The 14,508-nt window shown below is 63.5% G+C and carries 15 protein-coding genes; 8 read left to right on the forward strand and 7 right to left on the reverse strand.

The genetic code is table 11. From position 1 onward, the window contains the following. Positions 1–57: 57 nt before the first annotated feature. Positions 58–1,083 (reverse strand): UDP-glucose 4-epimerase GalE, encoded by a 1,026-nt coding sequence (galE, locus tag AB0280_RS19515; RefSeq protein WP_366368431.1) that lies wholly within the window; start codon positions 1,081–1,083, stop codon positions 58–60. A gap of 312 nt (positions 1,084–1,395) precedes the next feature. On the opposite strand from galE, the gene AB0280_RS19520 reads away from it, so the two are divergent. After that, entirely contained in the window at positions 1,396–2,139 is a 744-nt protein-coding gene (locus tag AB0280_RS19520; RefSeq protein ID WP_366368433.1) for a glycoside hydrolase family 16 protein, read from the forward strand. Between the two features lie 348 nt (positions 2,140–2,487). On the opposite strand, the gene AB0280_RS19525 is transcribed toward AB0280_RS19520, so the two are convergent. Next, complete coding sequence (locus AB0280_RS19525) at positions 2,488–3,000, reverse strand: hemerythrin domain-containing protein (RefSeq protein ID WP_366368434.1); 513 nt, start codon at positions 2,998–3,000, stop codon at positions 2,488–2,490. A gap of 183 nt (positions 3,001–3,183) precedes the next feature. Here AB0280_RS19525 and AB0280_RS19530 point away from each other — a divergent pair, with 183 nt between their 5' ends. Next, on the forward strand, positions 3,184–4,248 hold the full coding sequence (locus AB0280_RS19530) for a sodium:calcium antiporter (RefSeq protein WP_366368435.1): 1,065 nt from the start codon (positions 3,184–3,186) through the stop codon (positions 4,246–4,248). Between the two features lie 19 nt (positions 4,249–4,267). Here AB0280_RS19530 and AB0280_RS19535 read toward each other — a convergent pair whose 3' ends face one another. Then, a complete protein-coding gene (locus tag AB0280_RS19535; RefSeq protein WP_366368437.1) occupies positions 4,268–5,137 on the reverse strand; it encodes a class II glutamine amidotransferase in 870 nt (289 codons plus the stop codon). Between the two features lie 16 nt (positions 5,138–5,153). Beyond that, on the reverse strand, positions 5,154–6,554 hold the full coding sequence (locus tag AB0280_RS19540; RefSeq protein ID WP_366368439.1) for a glutamate decarboxylase: 1,401 nt from the start codon (positions 6,552–6,554) through the stop codon (positions 5,154–5,156). A gap of 233 nt (positions 6,555–6,787) precedes the next feature. Here AB0280_RS19540 and AB0280_RS19545 point away from each other — a divergent pair, with 233 nt between their 5' ends. From AB0280_RS19545 to AB0280_RS19555, 3 genes are all read left to right on the forward strand, one after another. Next, positions 6,788–7,948, forward strand: a complete 1,161-nt coding sequence (locus AB0280_RS19545; RefSeq protein ID WP_159630997.1) for an acyltransferase family protein — start codon at positions 6,788–6,790, stop codon at positions 7,946–7,948. 368 nt (positions 7,949–8,316) lie between these two features. Continuing rightward, positions 8,317–8,448, forward strand: a complete 132-nt coding sequence (locus tag AB0280_RS19550) for a hypothetical protein (RefSeq protein ID WP_366368441.1) — start codon at positions 8,317–8,319, stop codon at positions 8,446–8,448. 144 nt (positions 8,449–8,592) lie between these two features. Continuing rightward, positions 8,593–8,733, forward strand: coding sequence for a hypothetical protein (locus tag AB0280_RS19555; RefSeq protein WP_364396873.1), 141 nt, complete (start codon positions 8,593–8,595; stop codon positions 8,731–8,733). Here the strand turns inward: AB0280_RS19555 and AB0280_RS19560 are convergent, their stop codons facing one another. Further along, complete coding sequence (locus tag AB0280_RS19560) at positions 8,734–9,084, reverse strand: hypothetical protein (RefSeq protein ID WP_366368442.1); 351 nt, start codon at positions 9,082–9,084, stop codon at positions 8,734–8,736. Between the two features lie 181 nt (positions 9,085–9,265). Here AB0280_RS19560 and AB0280_RS19565 point away from each other — a divergent pair, with 181 nt between their 5' ends. Continuing rightward, positions 9,266–9,979: a hypothetical protein gene (locus tag AB0280_RS19565; protein WP_366368443.1), complete on the forward strand. Its 714-nt coding sequence runs from the start codon at positions 9,266–9,268 to the stop codon at positions 9,977–9,979. Positions 9,980–11,453: 1,474 nt separating this feature from the next. Here the strand turns inward: AB0280_RS19565 and AB0280_RS19570 are convergent. Beyond that, positions 11,454–11,780: an FCD domain-containing protein gene (locus AB0280_RS19570; RefSeq protein ID WP_366368445.1), complete on the reverse strand. Its 327-nt coding sequence runs from the start codon at positions 11,778–11,780 to the stop codon at positions 11,454–11,456. Here AB0280_RS19570 and AB0280_RS19575 point away from each other — a divergent pair. Together AB0280_RS19575 and AB0280_RS19580 are read left to right on the forward strand one after the other, a co-directional pair. Beyond that, positions 11,772–11,993 carry a hypothetical protein gene (locus AB0280_RS19575; RefSeq protein WP_366368446.1) on the forward strand — a complete coding sequence of 74 codons (222 nt, stop codon included), beginning with the start codon at positions 11,772–11,774 and terminating at the stop codon, positions 11,991–11,993. The genes AB0280_RS19570 and AB0280_RS19575 overlap by 9 nt on opposite strands. Before the next feature lie 54 nt (positions 11,994–12,047). After that, a complete protein-coding gene (locus tag AB0280_RS19580; RefSeq protein ID WP_366368447.1) occupies positions 12,048–12,833 on the forward strand; it encodes an alpha-hydroxy acid oxidase in 786 nt (261 codons plus the stop codon). Positions 12,834–12,946: 113 nt separating this feature from the next. On the opposite strand, the gene AB0280_RS19585 is transcribed toward AB0280_RS19580, so the two are convergent. After that, positions 12,947–14,182, reverse strand: coding sequence for a MinD/ParA family ATP-binding protein (locus AB0280_RS19585; protein WP_366368448.1), 1,236 nt, complete (start codon positions 14,180–14,182; stop codon positions 12,947–12,949). Positions 14,183–14,508: the final 326 nt, after the last annotated feature.

Consider the following 14,508-nt stretch of genomic DNA (forward strand, 5'->3'; position numbering starts at 1 on the left):
CTGTGCCACCTGCGGCCGAACCGGGGGTTAGTTTCCCCAGCAGCACGTCCCCTGCACTTAAGAATTCTGCATTGACCCGTAACCATTGCGGTTTGATGACTGCCACCGCCAATGGTCCTCGCACATCTGAGCAAGGTTTCGGCGCGCCGACCAGCCCAGGTCGGCGAGGGCAGCGGATGCATCTGCATAACTTATGGCAGCGTCACCGGGGCGGCGTGGTGCGAATTCGTAGGCGATGGAGTGGCCAGCAGCGGCACTGAAGGCCGCGATGACCTCCAAGACCGAAGTCCCCTTACCGGTTCCGAGATTCCAGCGAAAGGTTCCAGTCCTGCTCCGCAGGTAGTCCAAAGCCGCTATGTGCCCGCTGGCAAGATCCATGACGTGGATGTAGTCCCGGATACCAGTCCCGTCAGGCGTCGGATAGTCCTTGCCGAATACCTGTACCTTTTCCCGCAGTCCCACAGCAACTTGCGCCACGAATGGCAGCAGGTTGTTCGGTGTTCCCTGCGGGTCTTCCCCGATTCGCCCGGATTCATGGGCGCCAACCGGGTTGAAGTAACGAAGGAGTGCCACGCTCCAACGAGCATCCGCGGCGGAGAGATCCGAAAGAATGTCTTCGATCTGCTCCTTGGTCCTGCCATAAGGGTTTGTAGCGTCCAGCGGGGACTTTTCGATGAGTGGAACCTGCTCCGAAGCGCCGTAGACGGTGGCCGAGGAACTGAAGACCAATTTCCGAACGTTTGCGCTTTCCATGCTCTCAAGTAGGTTCAGTGTCCCCACAACGTTATTCCGGTAGTACCACAAAGGCTGCCCGACGGACTCGCCCACGGCCTTTAAACCCGCGAAGTGAATCACTGCATCGAATTCATCCTCTCGGAAGACAGCGTCAAGAGCATCCCGATCCAGTAGATCGCACTTCTGGAAGCGGAGCGACCGACCGGTGAGCTCCTGAACCCGACGCAGGGACTCCGCACTGGAGTTCATCAGGTTGTCCACCACTACGACTTCATGGCCGCCTTCGAGCAGGCAAAGCACAGTGTGTGATCCGATATAGCCGGCACCCCCGGTTACCAATACCTTCATGCGGTTAGTCTAGATGGCGCCGTAGAGGACTGACTGGAAAACGACTCCAGGGATTGCGAGTCGACACTGCGGGGGGACGCCATCGGCCAGCCTCGCGGAAGTGTATATCTCGCAGCCTAAAAGGCGTACTCTCGGTCACAGAGACCGTGCCACCCGCGGAGAGGCAGGTACGCCATTCCATCAATCAGATTGCCCAAACAACGTTTTCACGCCTCGATCGTTGTCCTGGTAACAGCACTCCTGGCCGCCGGCAGTTCTGCAGGGGCGCCGGTCCCCGGTGCCCCCTATTCGGGAGCGGACCATACATGGAGCTTGGCCTACGACGACGAATTCAATTCCCTTTCCCCGGCGCGCTGGAACGTGCGCGATGATGCGACGTTCGGTGCTCTCTCCTATGACCGCGCGGTCATCGACTCGCGCAACGTGCGGGTTGCCGATGGTGTTCTCCATTTGGAAGGCAAGAAACTCAGCCGGCCGGTGAACAAAAGCGAAGCTCGTTGGTTCTCAACCGGCTACGCCGACAGTGCCGGCAAGTTCTCCCAGAAGTACGGCCGGTGGGAGATGCGCGCAAGGTTGCCGCTGACCGCCGGCAATTCCCAGGGCATCTGGCCGGCATTCTGGCTGCGCCCTGATGGTGGCGCCACGGACGGCGAAATCGACATCATGGAAGCGTACGGAACCCCGTCGGCGGCTCCCGTTGATCCCCAGGACCGCGCCCAGGGGACGATTCACTATGACCAGAGCGGCACAAACAAGTCCTCGTCCTGGATATCGCTCACGCCCGGGCTGTCCAACCAATTCCACACGTGGGGCTTTGAATGGACCCCGCAAGGCATGACGTGGCTGTTCGACGGGAAGGCCTACAAGTCCGTGAAACGCTTCCACAACCCCGCCTATGAGGAGGCGTTCGAAACGTCGGCGAAGTTCCACATGCGGCTGAACCTGCAGTACGGCTCCCCTTATTGGGGCATGCCCGATCCCCACAACAGCTCAGTGACCAAGGATTACGCGGACTACCAGATCGACTATATCCGGGTTTGGTCCTACAAAAACTAGCATCCATGGTGGCGACCAAGGGGCTTTCTCTCAGGTGCCGGACATATCAGGAGTCGTGGGGCGGCCGCGCGGTCCGTGATGTAGCCAAAACGAACAGCGCACCTGAATTCGCGACGGGACCCGCCGCCGCCGTCGTAGCTCCCGGCGTAAGTAGCGGGCATCGTAGCTTCCCCATATTTAACCATCGCTGCAGACCAGGCATGCCATCAACGTTTCCTCAAGGCGACGCCTTTGTTAAGCACCTACTGTCTCCGGCGGGGGTCTTCTCCCAGGGCCTCATGGCTGTCATAGCAGTCACGGGAGCAAGATATCGCAGTGGGAGTCTCCACGTTGGCTTGGGTCCAAGCCCTATTCGTGCCCGCGCACGTATTCCTCGGGGCTTACATCCTGGGGTTCAATCCCCGCGGCATGTTGTGATTCGAAAATGCTGAACGCGAGGCCAAGGCGGTGCCGCAGCTCCAGGGACGCGTGCTGCCGGAAATCGGTCAGGCCTTCACGTTCCTCCTCTGCCATGTGGTCGCCGTTGGCTTCATTGGCCTTCGCCACCGCCGACCACCACTCCGGAGTACCCGTTGGGTGCTTGGAAACGTCAGCGATGGCGTCCCGGATTTCGTTGTGGTCGTGAATGGCATCGGTGGTTTCGTCCTCGGCGGAGTCTTTTCCGCCTGCGCCCTTCCCCAGTTCCAGCAGTTCCGGGTAGAAGAGCTCCTCTTCTGCCTTGGCATGGACTTCCAGCAGGATGCGCATCCGCTTCCACACCGCTTCCAGGTCCGGCTGTTCGCAGTTGTGCATTTCATCGAGCAGGGCGAACAGGCGGCGTTGCTCGTGGTGGTCATTCAAAATCACTTCAACGATGTCCATGGGGGTCCTTTCGCAGGGCAGGTACGCAACAACCCTTACCCCCAACGAGCCCCTATGCCACCACCTGCCACCCGTCGGAACACGATTCCCAGCGCATTCCCAGCAAACAACCACGGATGCGGGCCGCCCGCTGGGTACGTCTTCGCTGGGACGCTGATAAGAACCACGCAGGGAGGACGAGACATGGAAGCACTGCCCCTAGCGGTACTGCTCCTGATTTTCGCCGGTGCCGCGGCGGTGATCTGGGTGGCCGGCATCCAGCTGTCGAAACAGACGGATGTCCTTGATGACCGGCTCCACCTTGGTTCGGCGCTGGGCGGCCTGATCCTGCTGGCTATCGCCACCAACCTGCCGGAGATCGCCATCACCGTCAGCGCTGCCGCGTCCAACAACATCGAGGTGGCGGTGGGCAACATCCTGGGCGGCATCGCCATCCAGACTGTGGTGCTGGTGATCCTGGATGTGTTTGGCACCAGAGGCGCCGATCCCCTCAGCTACAAGGCGACGTCCCTGACCCTGGTCATCGAAGCAGTCACGGTCATCGCGGTGCTGGGCGTGGTGATCGCCGGCAGCCAGATGCCGGGCTCGCTGGTTGCTTTCCGCCTGACCCCTGCGGCGGTGCTGATCGCCGTGATCTGGGTCTTGGGGCTGGTCCTGGTCCAGCGCTCCCAGAAGGGACTGCCCTGGCACCAGCAGGGCGACGCCCCCGGCGGGCAGGACCAGCCCAAAGGCCACTCCAAGAAGAAGGCGAAGGAAAAGAGCCGGCACATCAGCACGGCCAAGTCCGCCCTGATCTTCACTGTGGCTGCGCTGGCAACCCTGGGCGCCGGCGTCGTCCTTGAGCGCAGCGGCGATGCCATCGCCGGGCATATTGGCCTGTCCGGCGTCCTCTTCGGCGCCACCTTCCTGGCCCTGGCCACCTCCCTGCCCGAGATCTCCACCGGCCTGGCATCCGTGAAGCAGGGCGACTACAAGCTGGCCTTCAGCGACATCTTCGGCGGCAACGCGTTCCTCCCGGTCCTGTTCCTGGTGGCGGTCCTCATCACCGGCAAACCGGTCCTGCCCCAGGCCCAGGCGACAGACATCTACCTCACCGCCCTGGCGATCCTGCTGACCCTGACCTACCTGCTGGGCCTGCTGTTCCGCCCGAAAAAGAAGCACCTGGGCATGGGCATGGACTCACTGGTGGTCCTGATCCTGTACCTCGTGGGAGTCGCCGGACTGTTCGCCGTAGCCACCATGTCCTGACCGCCACAGGCCCGCCCCGTCAGGACGTTTGCGACGCCGCCGCGGACGCATCGAGGTCGGCGAGCGTGAGCGGGTGGGCAGGTTGGTCCGGGAACGGGAAGGTGCAGGTCACCGCAAGGTCCGGACCAACGTGCACCAGCTCCCCCGGCGCGAGGGGACGCCAGCCGGGATTGTGGTCCATGGGTTCGGTGGCAAAGAGCACAGAACGGGAACCGGACAGTTCCGTGCTTCGCGAGTGGATCCGGTGGCTCCGCGCATCCAGCGGGGCCGCCGGGGCCGGCTCGGCTGACGGGTCGCGTTCCAGGATGAACAGCGGGTGGGTTGCCGGGTAGCGGAGCGCCCAGAGATCGGTCGCCGTGGTGACGATCAGGTTCAGGGCCAGGACGGGAAGCTCCGCGGCGATCCAGCCCACGGCGCGTGCGATTCCTTCCGCCACGTCCCCGCCGGCCAGGCGGCTCTCCCCCGTGATCAGGGCGAAGAGCCGTTCACTGTCGGTCTGGCCCTGCACCAGCCCCGCCACGCCCAGCTCTAACAGCCGCGCGTCGAGCCGGTCCAGCCCGTGGAAGGCGCCGTTGTGGGCGAACAGCCGCCCGTCCTGCTCGAACGGGTGCGTGTTCACCAGGGTGTGTGCGCCCGTGCTGGCGTACCGGACGTGGGCCAGGAAGGTGGTGCTCACCAGCTGCCGGGCTTCCCGGGCAAAGGCGTGGTCCTCCCATGCGGCGAGCGGCCGTTTGCTGACCCGTGCGCCGCCGTCGGCCTCAAACGTGCCGATCCCTGCGCCGTCGGGCTCCCTCCTACTCTGCTGGGACAGGCTGTCCGGGGCGTCAAGCAGCCAGAAGGTGGCGCGGACAGGCCGGGACCCGGCGTGGAGCCCGAACAACCGGCACATGGCCGCTCCTCACAAGCTAGTGGTGGAATGCTTCCTTCTGCTGCTCCGTGGGCATGGGCGCCGTCAGCGCATCCAGGTAGGCCACTTCCTTCTGGAGGTCGGCCAGGAAGCTGCCGGCGAGGTCGCGGGTGAAGCCGTTGCGGACCACGATCCGCTGCACCGTGATGCGGCTCAGCCCGTCGGGCAGCGGGTAGGCCGGGACCAGCCAGCCGTTCATCCGCAGGCGCTCGGAGAGGTGGTGCAGGTTCCAGTTCTTGGTGTGGCCGTCGGTGAGCTGCCAGGCGAAGACCGGGATGTCGGACCCGTCACTCCAGAGGGTGAAGGCGTCCATGACGCCGATCTCGTGGGACAGGTACCGGGCCACGTCACGGCAGCTGGCCTGCACGGACCGGTAGCCGGCGAATCCCAGCCGGAGGAACAGGTAGTACTGCAGCAACACCTGGGCGCCGGGCCGGGAGAAGTTCAGGGCGAAGGTGGGCATGTCCCCGCCCAGGTAGCTGACGTGGAACACCAGGTCCCCGGGCAGTGCGTCAGCGTCCCGCCACACGATCCAGCCCAGGCCCGGGTACACCAGCCCGTACTTGTGGCCGGAGGTGTTGATGGAGGCAACCCTGGGGAGCCGGAAGTCCCACACCAGTTCCGGCTGCAGGAACGGCGCCACCATGGCCCCGGACGCGCCGTCCACATGGATGGGGATGTCCAGGCCGGTGCTCGCCTGGATGGCGTCCAGGGCGGCGGAAATCCGTTCCACGGGTTCGTAGGCGCCGGTGTAGGTGACGCCCATGATGGCCACCACGCCGATGGTGTTTTCATCCACGTACCGTTCCAGGTCATGGCCATCCAGCGTGGGGTGGTCGGCGGACACGGGCACGTAGCGGGCTTCCACCTCGAAGTAGTTGCAGAACTTCTCCCAGCACACCTGCACGGCGGAGCTGAGGACGATGTTGGGTGAGTCCGTGGGCTGTTTGGCGGCACGACGGCGGTGTTGCCACCGGCGCTTGAGCGCCAAGCCACCGAGCATGCACGCCTCGGAGGACCCCACCGTTGAGGTGCCGACGGCGGCGGCCGGGTCCGGGGCGTTCCACAGGTCCGCGAGCATCCGCCAGCAGCGGGTCTCGATCAGCGCCGTCTGCGGGTATTCGTCCTTGTCGATCATGTTCTTGTCGAACGTTTCCGCATAGAGCTGGGAGGCTTCCCGCTCCATCCAGGTGCCGACGAACGTGGCCAGGTTCAGGCGGGAGTTGCCGTCCAGCATCACCTCGTCGTGGACCACCTGGTAGGCGGTGCCCGGCAGGGACTCCCCGTCCGGAATGGTAAAGCGCGGGAAGATGGTGGACTCCCCCGGCCGGCTGAAAAGGGGGTTTAGCTCAACGCTCGCCTCGGGCTCATGCCCTGCGCTCCGGTGTGACCTGGCCATGTCTGCTTCCTTCGCCCGCCGTCGTGGCAGGCTTGCCCCTGCCGTTGCAGATCCGCTGTTCCCAGCACTCCGTATTATTCATGCACCCGGGGAGAACGGCAGCAGGAACGGCGGTGATATGAATCCTGAATCCGCCGTTCGCGGCTTTAAGACTTTTGCTTGTTCTTACAACCGAAATGGGCTTGATAGCATCACTAGGCTCCAGTATCACAATTTTCCGCGAAAGTAGACCCATGCCGCGACTCCCGCAGTCCACGTCGGCCGTGCTGAACACAGCCCGGCCGAGGCTTCTCCTCCTCGACTGCCTGCGTCTCACGGCGGCCATGGGGGTGGTGCTCTACCACTACACAGCTTTCGCCGGCTCGGAATTCTGGGGTGTTCCTGCCAAGGAGGTGTTTCCGCGCCTGTCTGGAATCACTGCTTACGGGGCGCTGGGGGTCCAGCTTTTCTTCATCATCAGTGGATTCGTGATCCTCATGTCTGCTTACGGGCGGTCTGTAGGCCAATTTGCCGCTTCCCGCATCTCCAGGCTCTTCCCGGCCTATTGGACTGCCGTAATCCTGGCGGCAGTTCTGCTTCTCGTCATCAGCCCCGGGAACCTTAATACGGTGTCGTGGGCTGATGCCGCACTCAACCTCACTATGCTGCAGCAGGCCGTCAATGTCCCGTCCTTGGACGGGGTTTATTGGACCCTCTGGGTCGAGTTGCTGTTCTACGTGACCATTGCTCTCTTTCTCTGGCGCGGAATGACGGAGCGGAAACTACTCGCATTCATTTTTCTCTGGCCACTCCTTGGGATGCTCTCCATCCAAGCGGACGCCGAAATGGTTCAGGCACTCCTCATCCCCGTTTATTCACCGCTTTTTGCCGTTGGCATGGGTATCTACCTGATCCATGCTTATGGACATAACCTGGTTCGTTGGCTGGCCGTCGCCGTCAACGTCCTGCTCTCCTGCCACCAGACATCGGTGGGTTTCCTCCCCGCCATGTCTCACAGCACAGGCCAGGACCTTTCGCTTGGGGTGATGTGGCTGGCGATCCTGGCCTTCGTCGCTATTGTGGCTCTGATCACCACCACCCCGCTGCGCCACCGCGGTTGGAAATGGATGAGCGTGGCCGGAGCGTTGACGTACCCCTTGTACCTGGTCCACGAGATGTGGGGCTGGTGGATCATCAGGACCGTGCATCACGCCCTCGGCCCTTGGCCTTCCGTTGCCCTCGCCGCGGCCTTCGCCGTCACGCTGGCGTGGCTAATCCACAGACTGATCGAGCGGCGCTTCGCATCACCGTTCAAGAAGGCCCTCAGCCGGGGACTCTCACCGGCACCTGTTCATCCCGATCGATCCCTGAGCGACGCAAACGCAACGCCGGTCATGAGCTCTTCCCTAAGCTGAAGGCCATGAACCCTCGCGCTGCGTTTCCCTTGGCGTTTGATGCGAGCTCCACGGAAGACACCGGCGACTGACCGGGCCGGCGGAAAGTAAAGCGTGCCGCCGCCTCAACTTGAGGGGTTATGAGGCAGCGGCACTGCATCCAAGGTACTCCCGGGCACACTCGATCAGCCGGGATCCGGCCGTCACGGCCGAAACCGACGAATTTTTTACGCCGCGGTTCCACGTCCGGCACTCCGCACCATTAGCGCGCTGGGACGGGCGGCAGCATGCACAGCGCACGCACAGGGCCGCCCTAAACCGGTGACAGGCAAGGCCCCGATGCTTGGTGTATTCCCTCCAGCGGGAGGGCCACATCTAAGGAGCCCACAATGAAAAACACCCTGAAGTCAACGCTGGCCGGCCTGGTCCTCGCGCCAGCGATCGGCGGCGGCGCCCTGGCAACCACGGCCTTGCCGGCGAACGCCGCCAGCACCGACTCCAGCCAGGCGGACTCGAGCTAGTCCACCACGCAGGCCTAGCCGCGCGACGAGTCGAAGGGCGGCCACCAGACCAACGGGATCACCAAAACGCTGCTGTCCGGTGACACGGCAACGAAGGTTACCGACGCCGCGCTGGCCGCCAACCCCGGCGCCACGATCCAGCGGGTGGAAAACGATGCCGAAGGTGCCGTTTACGAGGCGCACATCATCACGGCGGACGGCACGCGCGCCACCGTCTACCTGGACGCTTCCTTCACCGTGACTTCCACGGAAACGGGCGGTCCTGGCGGTGGAATGAAGGGCTGACTAAACGCGTGCGGAACGCCGGATGATGATGATCCGGACGGCAACTCCCGCGATAACCATGAAGACTCCCAGGGCCATGAGGGTCCAGACGTGGACGGAATCGGCGTCAATGTTCTTGTAGCAGACGGCCGCCGCCCCGATGCCCGCCTTCTGCAGGCCGATCAGTTCCGCCGCGTGGCTCTCCCGCAGCAGCGGGCTGCCGCAGAGCGGGCCCGATGGCTGGAGTCCGATGACGAAACCGAGGATGTACACGTCCAATCCGGCAGCAACAAACCACATCCACATCCGCCGCCGCCACAGCCCTTGGTTCCCGACGGTGGCGGGCTTCGCGGGAGAATCGTGCATTGCCATGGTTCGAGCATAATCGGCCCTCCAGACGGGCGGGTAAGGATCGGGTCAAAGTCAGAGCCTGCATTCAGCTTTTCCCCAGCCTGCGCTTTTACAGTGAACCCGTGCCGGTCCATGCAGTCGGGCCTGGGCGCACGCGCAAATTGTGGAAGGACACACCGTGGTGAAGCCATCAATCCCATCAATGAAGACCCGCATTGGAGTCGGAGTGGCAGCTCTCCTGGCCGCCGGCGCCATGGCCGCGGCGGGCGTGGGTGCCGCGTCCGCATCACCCAGCACAACGGCGCCGGTCTCGGCTGCCTCCCCCTCCCATGCCGCCACGGGCGGGGCAAAGGCGGCAAGTGCTGGCGGCCTGCAGGCGTTCCTGAGCCTGAACGCGGACAGCCCGCAGGCTGCCGGGGACCGTGCGGCCAAGGCAGCCGCAGCCCTGGTCAACCACCCGCAGCTGTTCGCCAAGCTGCCCGCCGCCCTGCAGGCGGACGTGACCACGCTAAAGGATGCCGCTCCGGCTGACCGGGTGAAGGACGCCTACAAGATCAAGACCACCGCCCTCTCCGGCGGGTACGGCGCCGAGATCCAGAAGCGCGCCGAGGCGCTCGAGAAGGCTGCCACTGGCCTGGCCGGCCTGCGCCAGGAGCTGCGGACCGCGTTCAGCTCGGACAACCCCGGCGCCGGGCTGCAGCAGGTGGCCGACCAGCTCATCAGCCACCCGAAGATGTTCGCCAAGCTCCCCGCGAATCTTCAGGCTGACCTGACGGCACTCAAGAACGCTGCCCCGGCAGACCTGGACGCCCAGGCGAACAAGATCAAGGACGCGGCGCTGAACGGCGGCTACGGTGCCAAGGTGCAGAAGATGGCGGAAGCGCTGCAGAAGAAGGTTGCGACGCCCAGCACGTAGGGAATCGGTGCAGGGAAAGTTCGACGGCGGGTCCCCGGCTGAGGCCGGGGATCCGCCACGCGTCGTCGCATCACTGCGGTGCCGTAGGAATCGTCCAGTCGTAATCGCGGGGACGGAGATCGCGGTCGTCGGGTTCAAGGTCAATAACCCTGAATGTACCTGCCTCTGAATCCACCACTCCGTCTATCAGGCGCATGCCGGACCACACGCCGATCCGGCACTGCCCGGGGTGCCGGCGGGCATGGTCCACCTCATTGCGGGTCAGGATAACTGAATGTCCTGCACTTTGGGTGCCCTTCGCGGATTTCGCCCTCCCAAACGGCAGCGAACGCGGAAGACCAAACTGTATTTAGTTTCTGCTCGTAATTGAGGCGGCTTCCGGGTTCGGGAGTGGAACTCCTAAGGGCAGGGCAAAAGCGTTGTTTTTGGCCGTGCCGGCCATACCTCTCAAACTTGTTCGGTTGCACGCAAGTCGGTTGTGAGAAGATAAGCGGCCCTTAAAGTTGAGCGCCCCGCGTGGCGCTGGCATCCGGCTTGCGACGAGCAAATTGGCAGCTGCCGAAATCCCGGAGCTCCAGAGTTAGCGCTTAGTCCGGTGCGTACTTGACCGCCAGTCCGTCAATGCCTTCAAAGCGGGGAACCTTGAGCTCTTGGGGAAAGCGCTCCCGCCGATATTGCCAGCTCTCCAATCAGGGTCAAGGAAAAAATACGGGAGGGGGTACGACTGAGTGCTACTCCGCAAAATCGGCAGTGCGGGCCAAGCCCCACAATTCGAATGAGGATCCGCAACATTCATGCAGGCTATATTCCTGGTCCTTACCACGCCCGCCTGGAGGGCCGATTAGGCTCGAACCATGGCCATGCACGATTCTCCCGCGAAGCCCGCCACCGTCGGAAACCACGGGCTTTGGTGGCGGCGGATGTGGATGTGAATTTCCATGGTTCGAGCATAATCGCAGCAGGCACTCGGCTGGTTCCGGCAGCCTCACGAAACCCAGCAGGCCAGCCAGGACAATCAGGCTATTGCACATAGCCCGGATTACCGTCTAGGTACTGATAACTGTCGTAGCAGTCACGGGAGCAGAATTCCGCAGAGGGAGTATGCGGTAGCGTTCCGCCGCAAAACCTGCATTTTGGCTCCGGTCGAAAAATCCTAAACACGGTCTTCAGCATGAATGCAGGTTAGGTGGCCGCCCGGCAAATATGACCAGTAACTGATACCTGATTTACTCCCGCCCGGATACCTGCGGGCAGGAGGCCTCGGAGGGTGTTTGTGCAGGTCAGCAGTATCTACGGCGTCCGGCATTGCTCCGACCGGTCAGCTCTGCTGACCGGACTTCTTAAGGCTCAGTGAGCGGGACCTGATTCCCTCGATATGATTGTTCATCGCCGCCGTGGCTAAGGCGCAGTCCCCGCCCTGACGGCGTTGATGATGGCCTGGTGCTCCTGCACTGTATGGTCGCCGCTCATGTCGTTATGCACCATCAAACGAAACCGCTGGATGTGCCTTCGATGGAGCCGTAGGCCCGGAGCAGAACTCGTTGTCGGTGGCCTCCACGATGCGCCAGTGGAAGTTTTCGTCGCCTGCCAGTAGGCCCGGTACCGGTGAAAGTATCGCCGCCGTTGCGTGACGCCTTAGGTCCCGGTGGAATCGTTCCAGGTCACCCACGAGTTTCTCCGTCGAGTTGGTACAGGCGATGCTTGTGCACGCCGGCTCGAGGATCTGCCGTGAAGTCAGCAGCGCCGCGATGTCGCTCGCAGTAGGCTGCCTCGCCCACCTTGTAGACGGGCAGTGCGTCACGCTGCACCATCCCCGTGGTCCAGCTACGTCAGCCGGGCACGAGCCGTGGGCGTGGAGACGCTGGTGGTGGCGTCGGGTCCCCTAGCAAGCGAGAAACGCGACCTTCACCACGGGCTGTCCATGCCGCCGCGGCCACCGGTGGCGGACTACTTTGACGCGGCCACCCGCCCGGCGTGGCTGTGGCGCTGGCTCACCGGCCGGAAGATGACGTAAGGGAACTACCAGATCAACGGCCGGCCGCTGCGCATGGATGAGATGAACAACTGAATGGCGTCCAACAAGAACCCGGGCGCCAGCTGGGAGGACTTCGGCAGGCTCCGTTCCGAGTGGAAGGGAAACCTGGTGATCAAGGGCATCACGGACCCCGAGGACGCGGCCCGGGCCGTGGATGAGGGCGCGGACGGCATTTTCGTCTCCAATCACGGCGGCCGGCAGTTCGACTCCCAGCCCGCCACCATCGACGTCCTGCCGTCCATCGTCGACGCCGTGGGCGGCCGGGCGGAGATCTACCTCGACGGCGGCATTCGCCGGGGGCACGACATCGTCAAGGCAGTCGCCCTCGGCGCCAAGGCGGCCCTCGCTGGACCTCCGTTCGCCTACGCGCTGGCCACCGACGGGGAGCCTGTCGTGTACCGGGTGTTCGGGATCCTGCAAGAGGAGTTCAAGGGCGCGATAATATTCGTGGGCAGGCCTTCCGCTGCGGATATGGACCCGAGCATCTTCGCGCGGCCTGCCCAGCGACACCCGCTGACTACGTGCTTGTATCGAACGGGCACAGCACTCGATGACCACCGGACTGCCGGGCCCGACTTAGAGGCGGGCAGTCCGGCAATCTACACCCCTTCAGCGGATCTTTTGGGAAACCTGAAAAGTCTAGATACTGACAGCAACTTTCGGTGCGGACCTGCGAACGGTCGTACCACAGCAATTTTCTCCACTGGTCCTGACTGCCTGATAATCGCGAGGATGTCCTGGATGTCTTCGTCAGTCACATGGGGAGCCTTTTTCCGCAGGCGTCTGCCGTGTTTATCGTGTTCCATAGCCCGAGGCTAGAAAGCCACGGACCTTTACGCACGAGTATTGACTACTTCAAACCCAAGCGTCCGACCACCTGCTACTTCTTGAGTGCACGGATGGTCGTTCAAAGGACGCTTGACGGTACCAACTTACCGATAACCGTCCACAATGGCAGCAGCAATCTCCTTGTACGCCCTACGCGTCTCAGGCCTCAGCACGTCAAGGGTCACCAGGTCCCCATCGGCCACGCCACGGTCATGCGGCACCGCAATCAGCTCGCGGCACATCCCGGACAGGTGCTCCTGTATGGCATCCTTGTCCACGCGGGAAGAGACCTCATCCTTGTCGGTTATGACGACAATTGCGTTCCGGGCCAGGTCCTCGTAACCGTGGCTGGCCAGCCAGTGCAGGGTGCTGCGGGCACGCTTGGCGCCGGAGACCGCGTAGCCAGCGGCAATTACCAGGTTGTCTGCCGACTGCAGGATGCCGCTCATCGCGTTGTGGGTCACGCCGGTGCCGCAGTCTGTTAGGGCCACCGAGTAGTAGCTGGAGATGAGCTTGCGGATCCGTAGGTACTCCTCGGCCGTCAGGGAGTCCGACACTTCCGGGTCCTGCTCCCCTGCGATCAGGTGCAGCCGCCCGGCATGATGCATGTAACGGGCAAGGGCGGTGAGAGAGTCGATCGCGTCGATATTCTCAAGCAGGTCCGTGATGGTCCTGAGGCTGGACTGCTGGTAGATCCCCTCTCCCAAGGCCCGCTCCACGAGGTCTCCGGAGTCCGGGTTGGCGTCAATGGCGCAGGGCGCATCCCCGCGGTATTCGGCAAGGGTCAGGCCGACGCCCACCGTGGTGGAGGTCTTACCGATGCCGCCCTTGAGGCTCAGGATGGCGGTGTTGTAGCTGCCCTGGAGCTGGCGTGAGATGCGCTGGCCCAGCTCGTCCTCCTGGCGTTGTTTCGGGCCCGGCCCCAGGTTCCAGGCGCCCCCGGTCAGGTTATAGAGGGCGCCACGGATGCCGCCCCGGGGACGGGGTTTCTGCTCCCTGACGAACAGCCCCGGCGAGCTGATGAAGTCTGGCATGGGGCTTTCGGCAATTTCGTCCGCCACAGTGGGCCGGGTCCGGCGGAAGGACGGAGCGTCCTTCGGCCGTGCGGCAGCTTCCGGAGCAGGCTCGCCTGCGCATTCGTTCAGTGGAGTAGCGGGCGGCTCGGAAGCGATGGGGGGCGCCAAGCGTGCGGTGGCGGAAGGAGCGGGCTGTGCTGGGGATGGATCCCGGGAGGGTTTGGTGGCATCGGACGCGGCAGCCGCTTCAGCCCAGGAGGATCTGCGCGCGACCGGCTTCCCGGCGTCGTTGGAACTGGACATATCGGGGGTTGCGGCTGGCATGGTTCCTGTCCCGGCATCCTGCACTGAACCGTCGTCGCGACGGAGGTCGCGGCGACGGCGCAGCTGCGGCTGCCCTGCATCCTCTGCTGGGGCGCCTGCATTCTGATCCGCCGGATGTGGCATGTCTGTCCCCCCGGACGTTTTCGGCAAACGGTTATGCGGCACTGGTTCGATTAGTAAGTCTAGGGGGTTCGGCAGGAGGCATTGCTCAGTATCCGCTGGTCAGCGGTGGGGACTGCCCCTGCTTCTGTTGACTCGGGGTCTTAGGCCGCAGTGAGCGCGGTCCGGTTGATTGTTTCATATTCGACGGGCGTGAGTTTTCCCAG

This window comes from Pseudarthrobacter sp. 902506025, assembly GCF_040702325.1.
GTDB lineage: Bacteria > Actinomycetota > Actinomycetes > Actinomycetales > Micrococcaceae > Arthrobacter.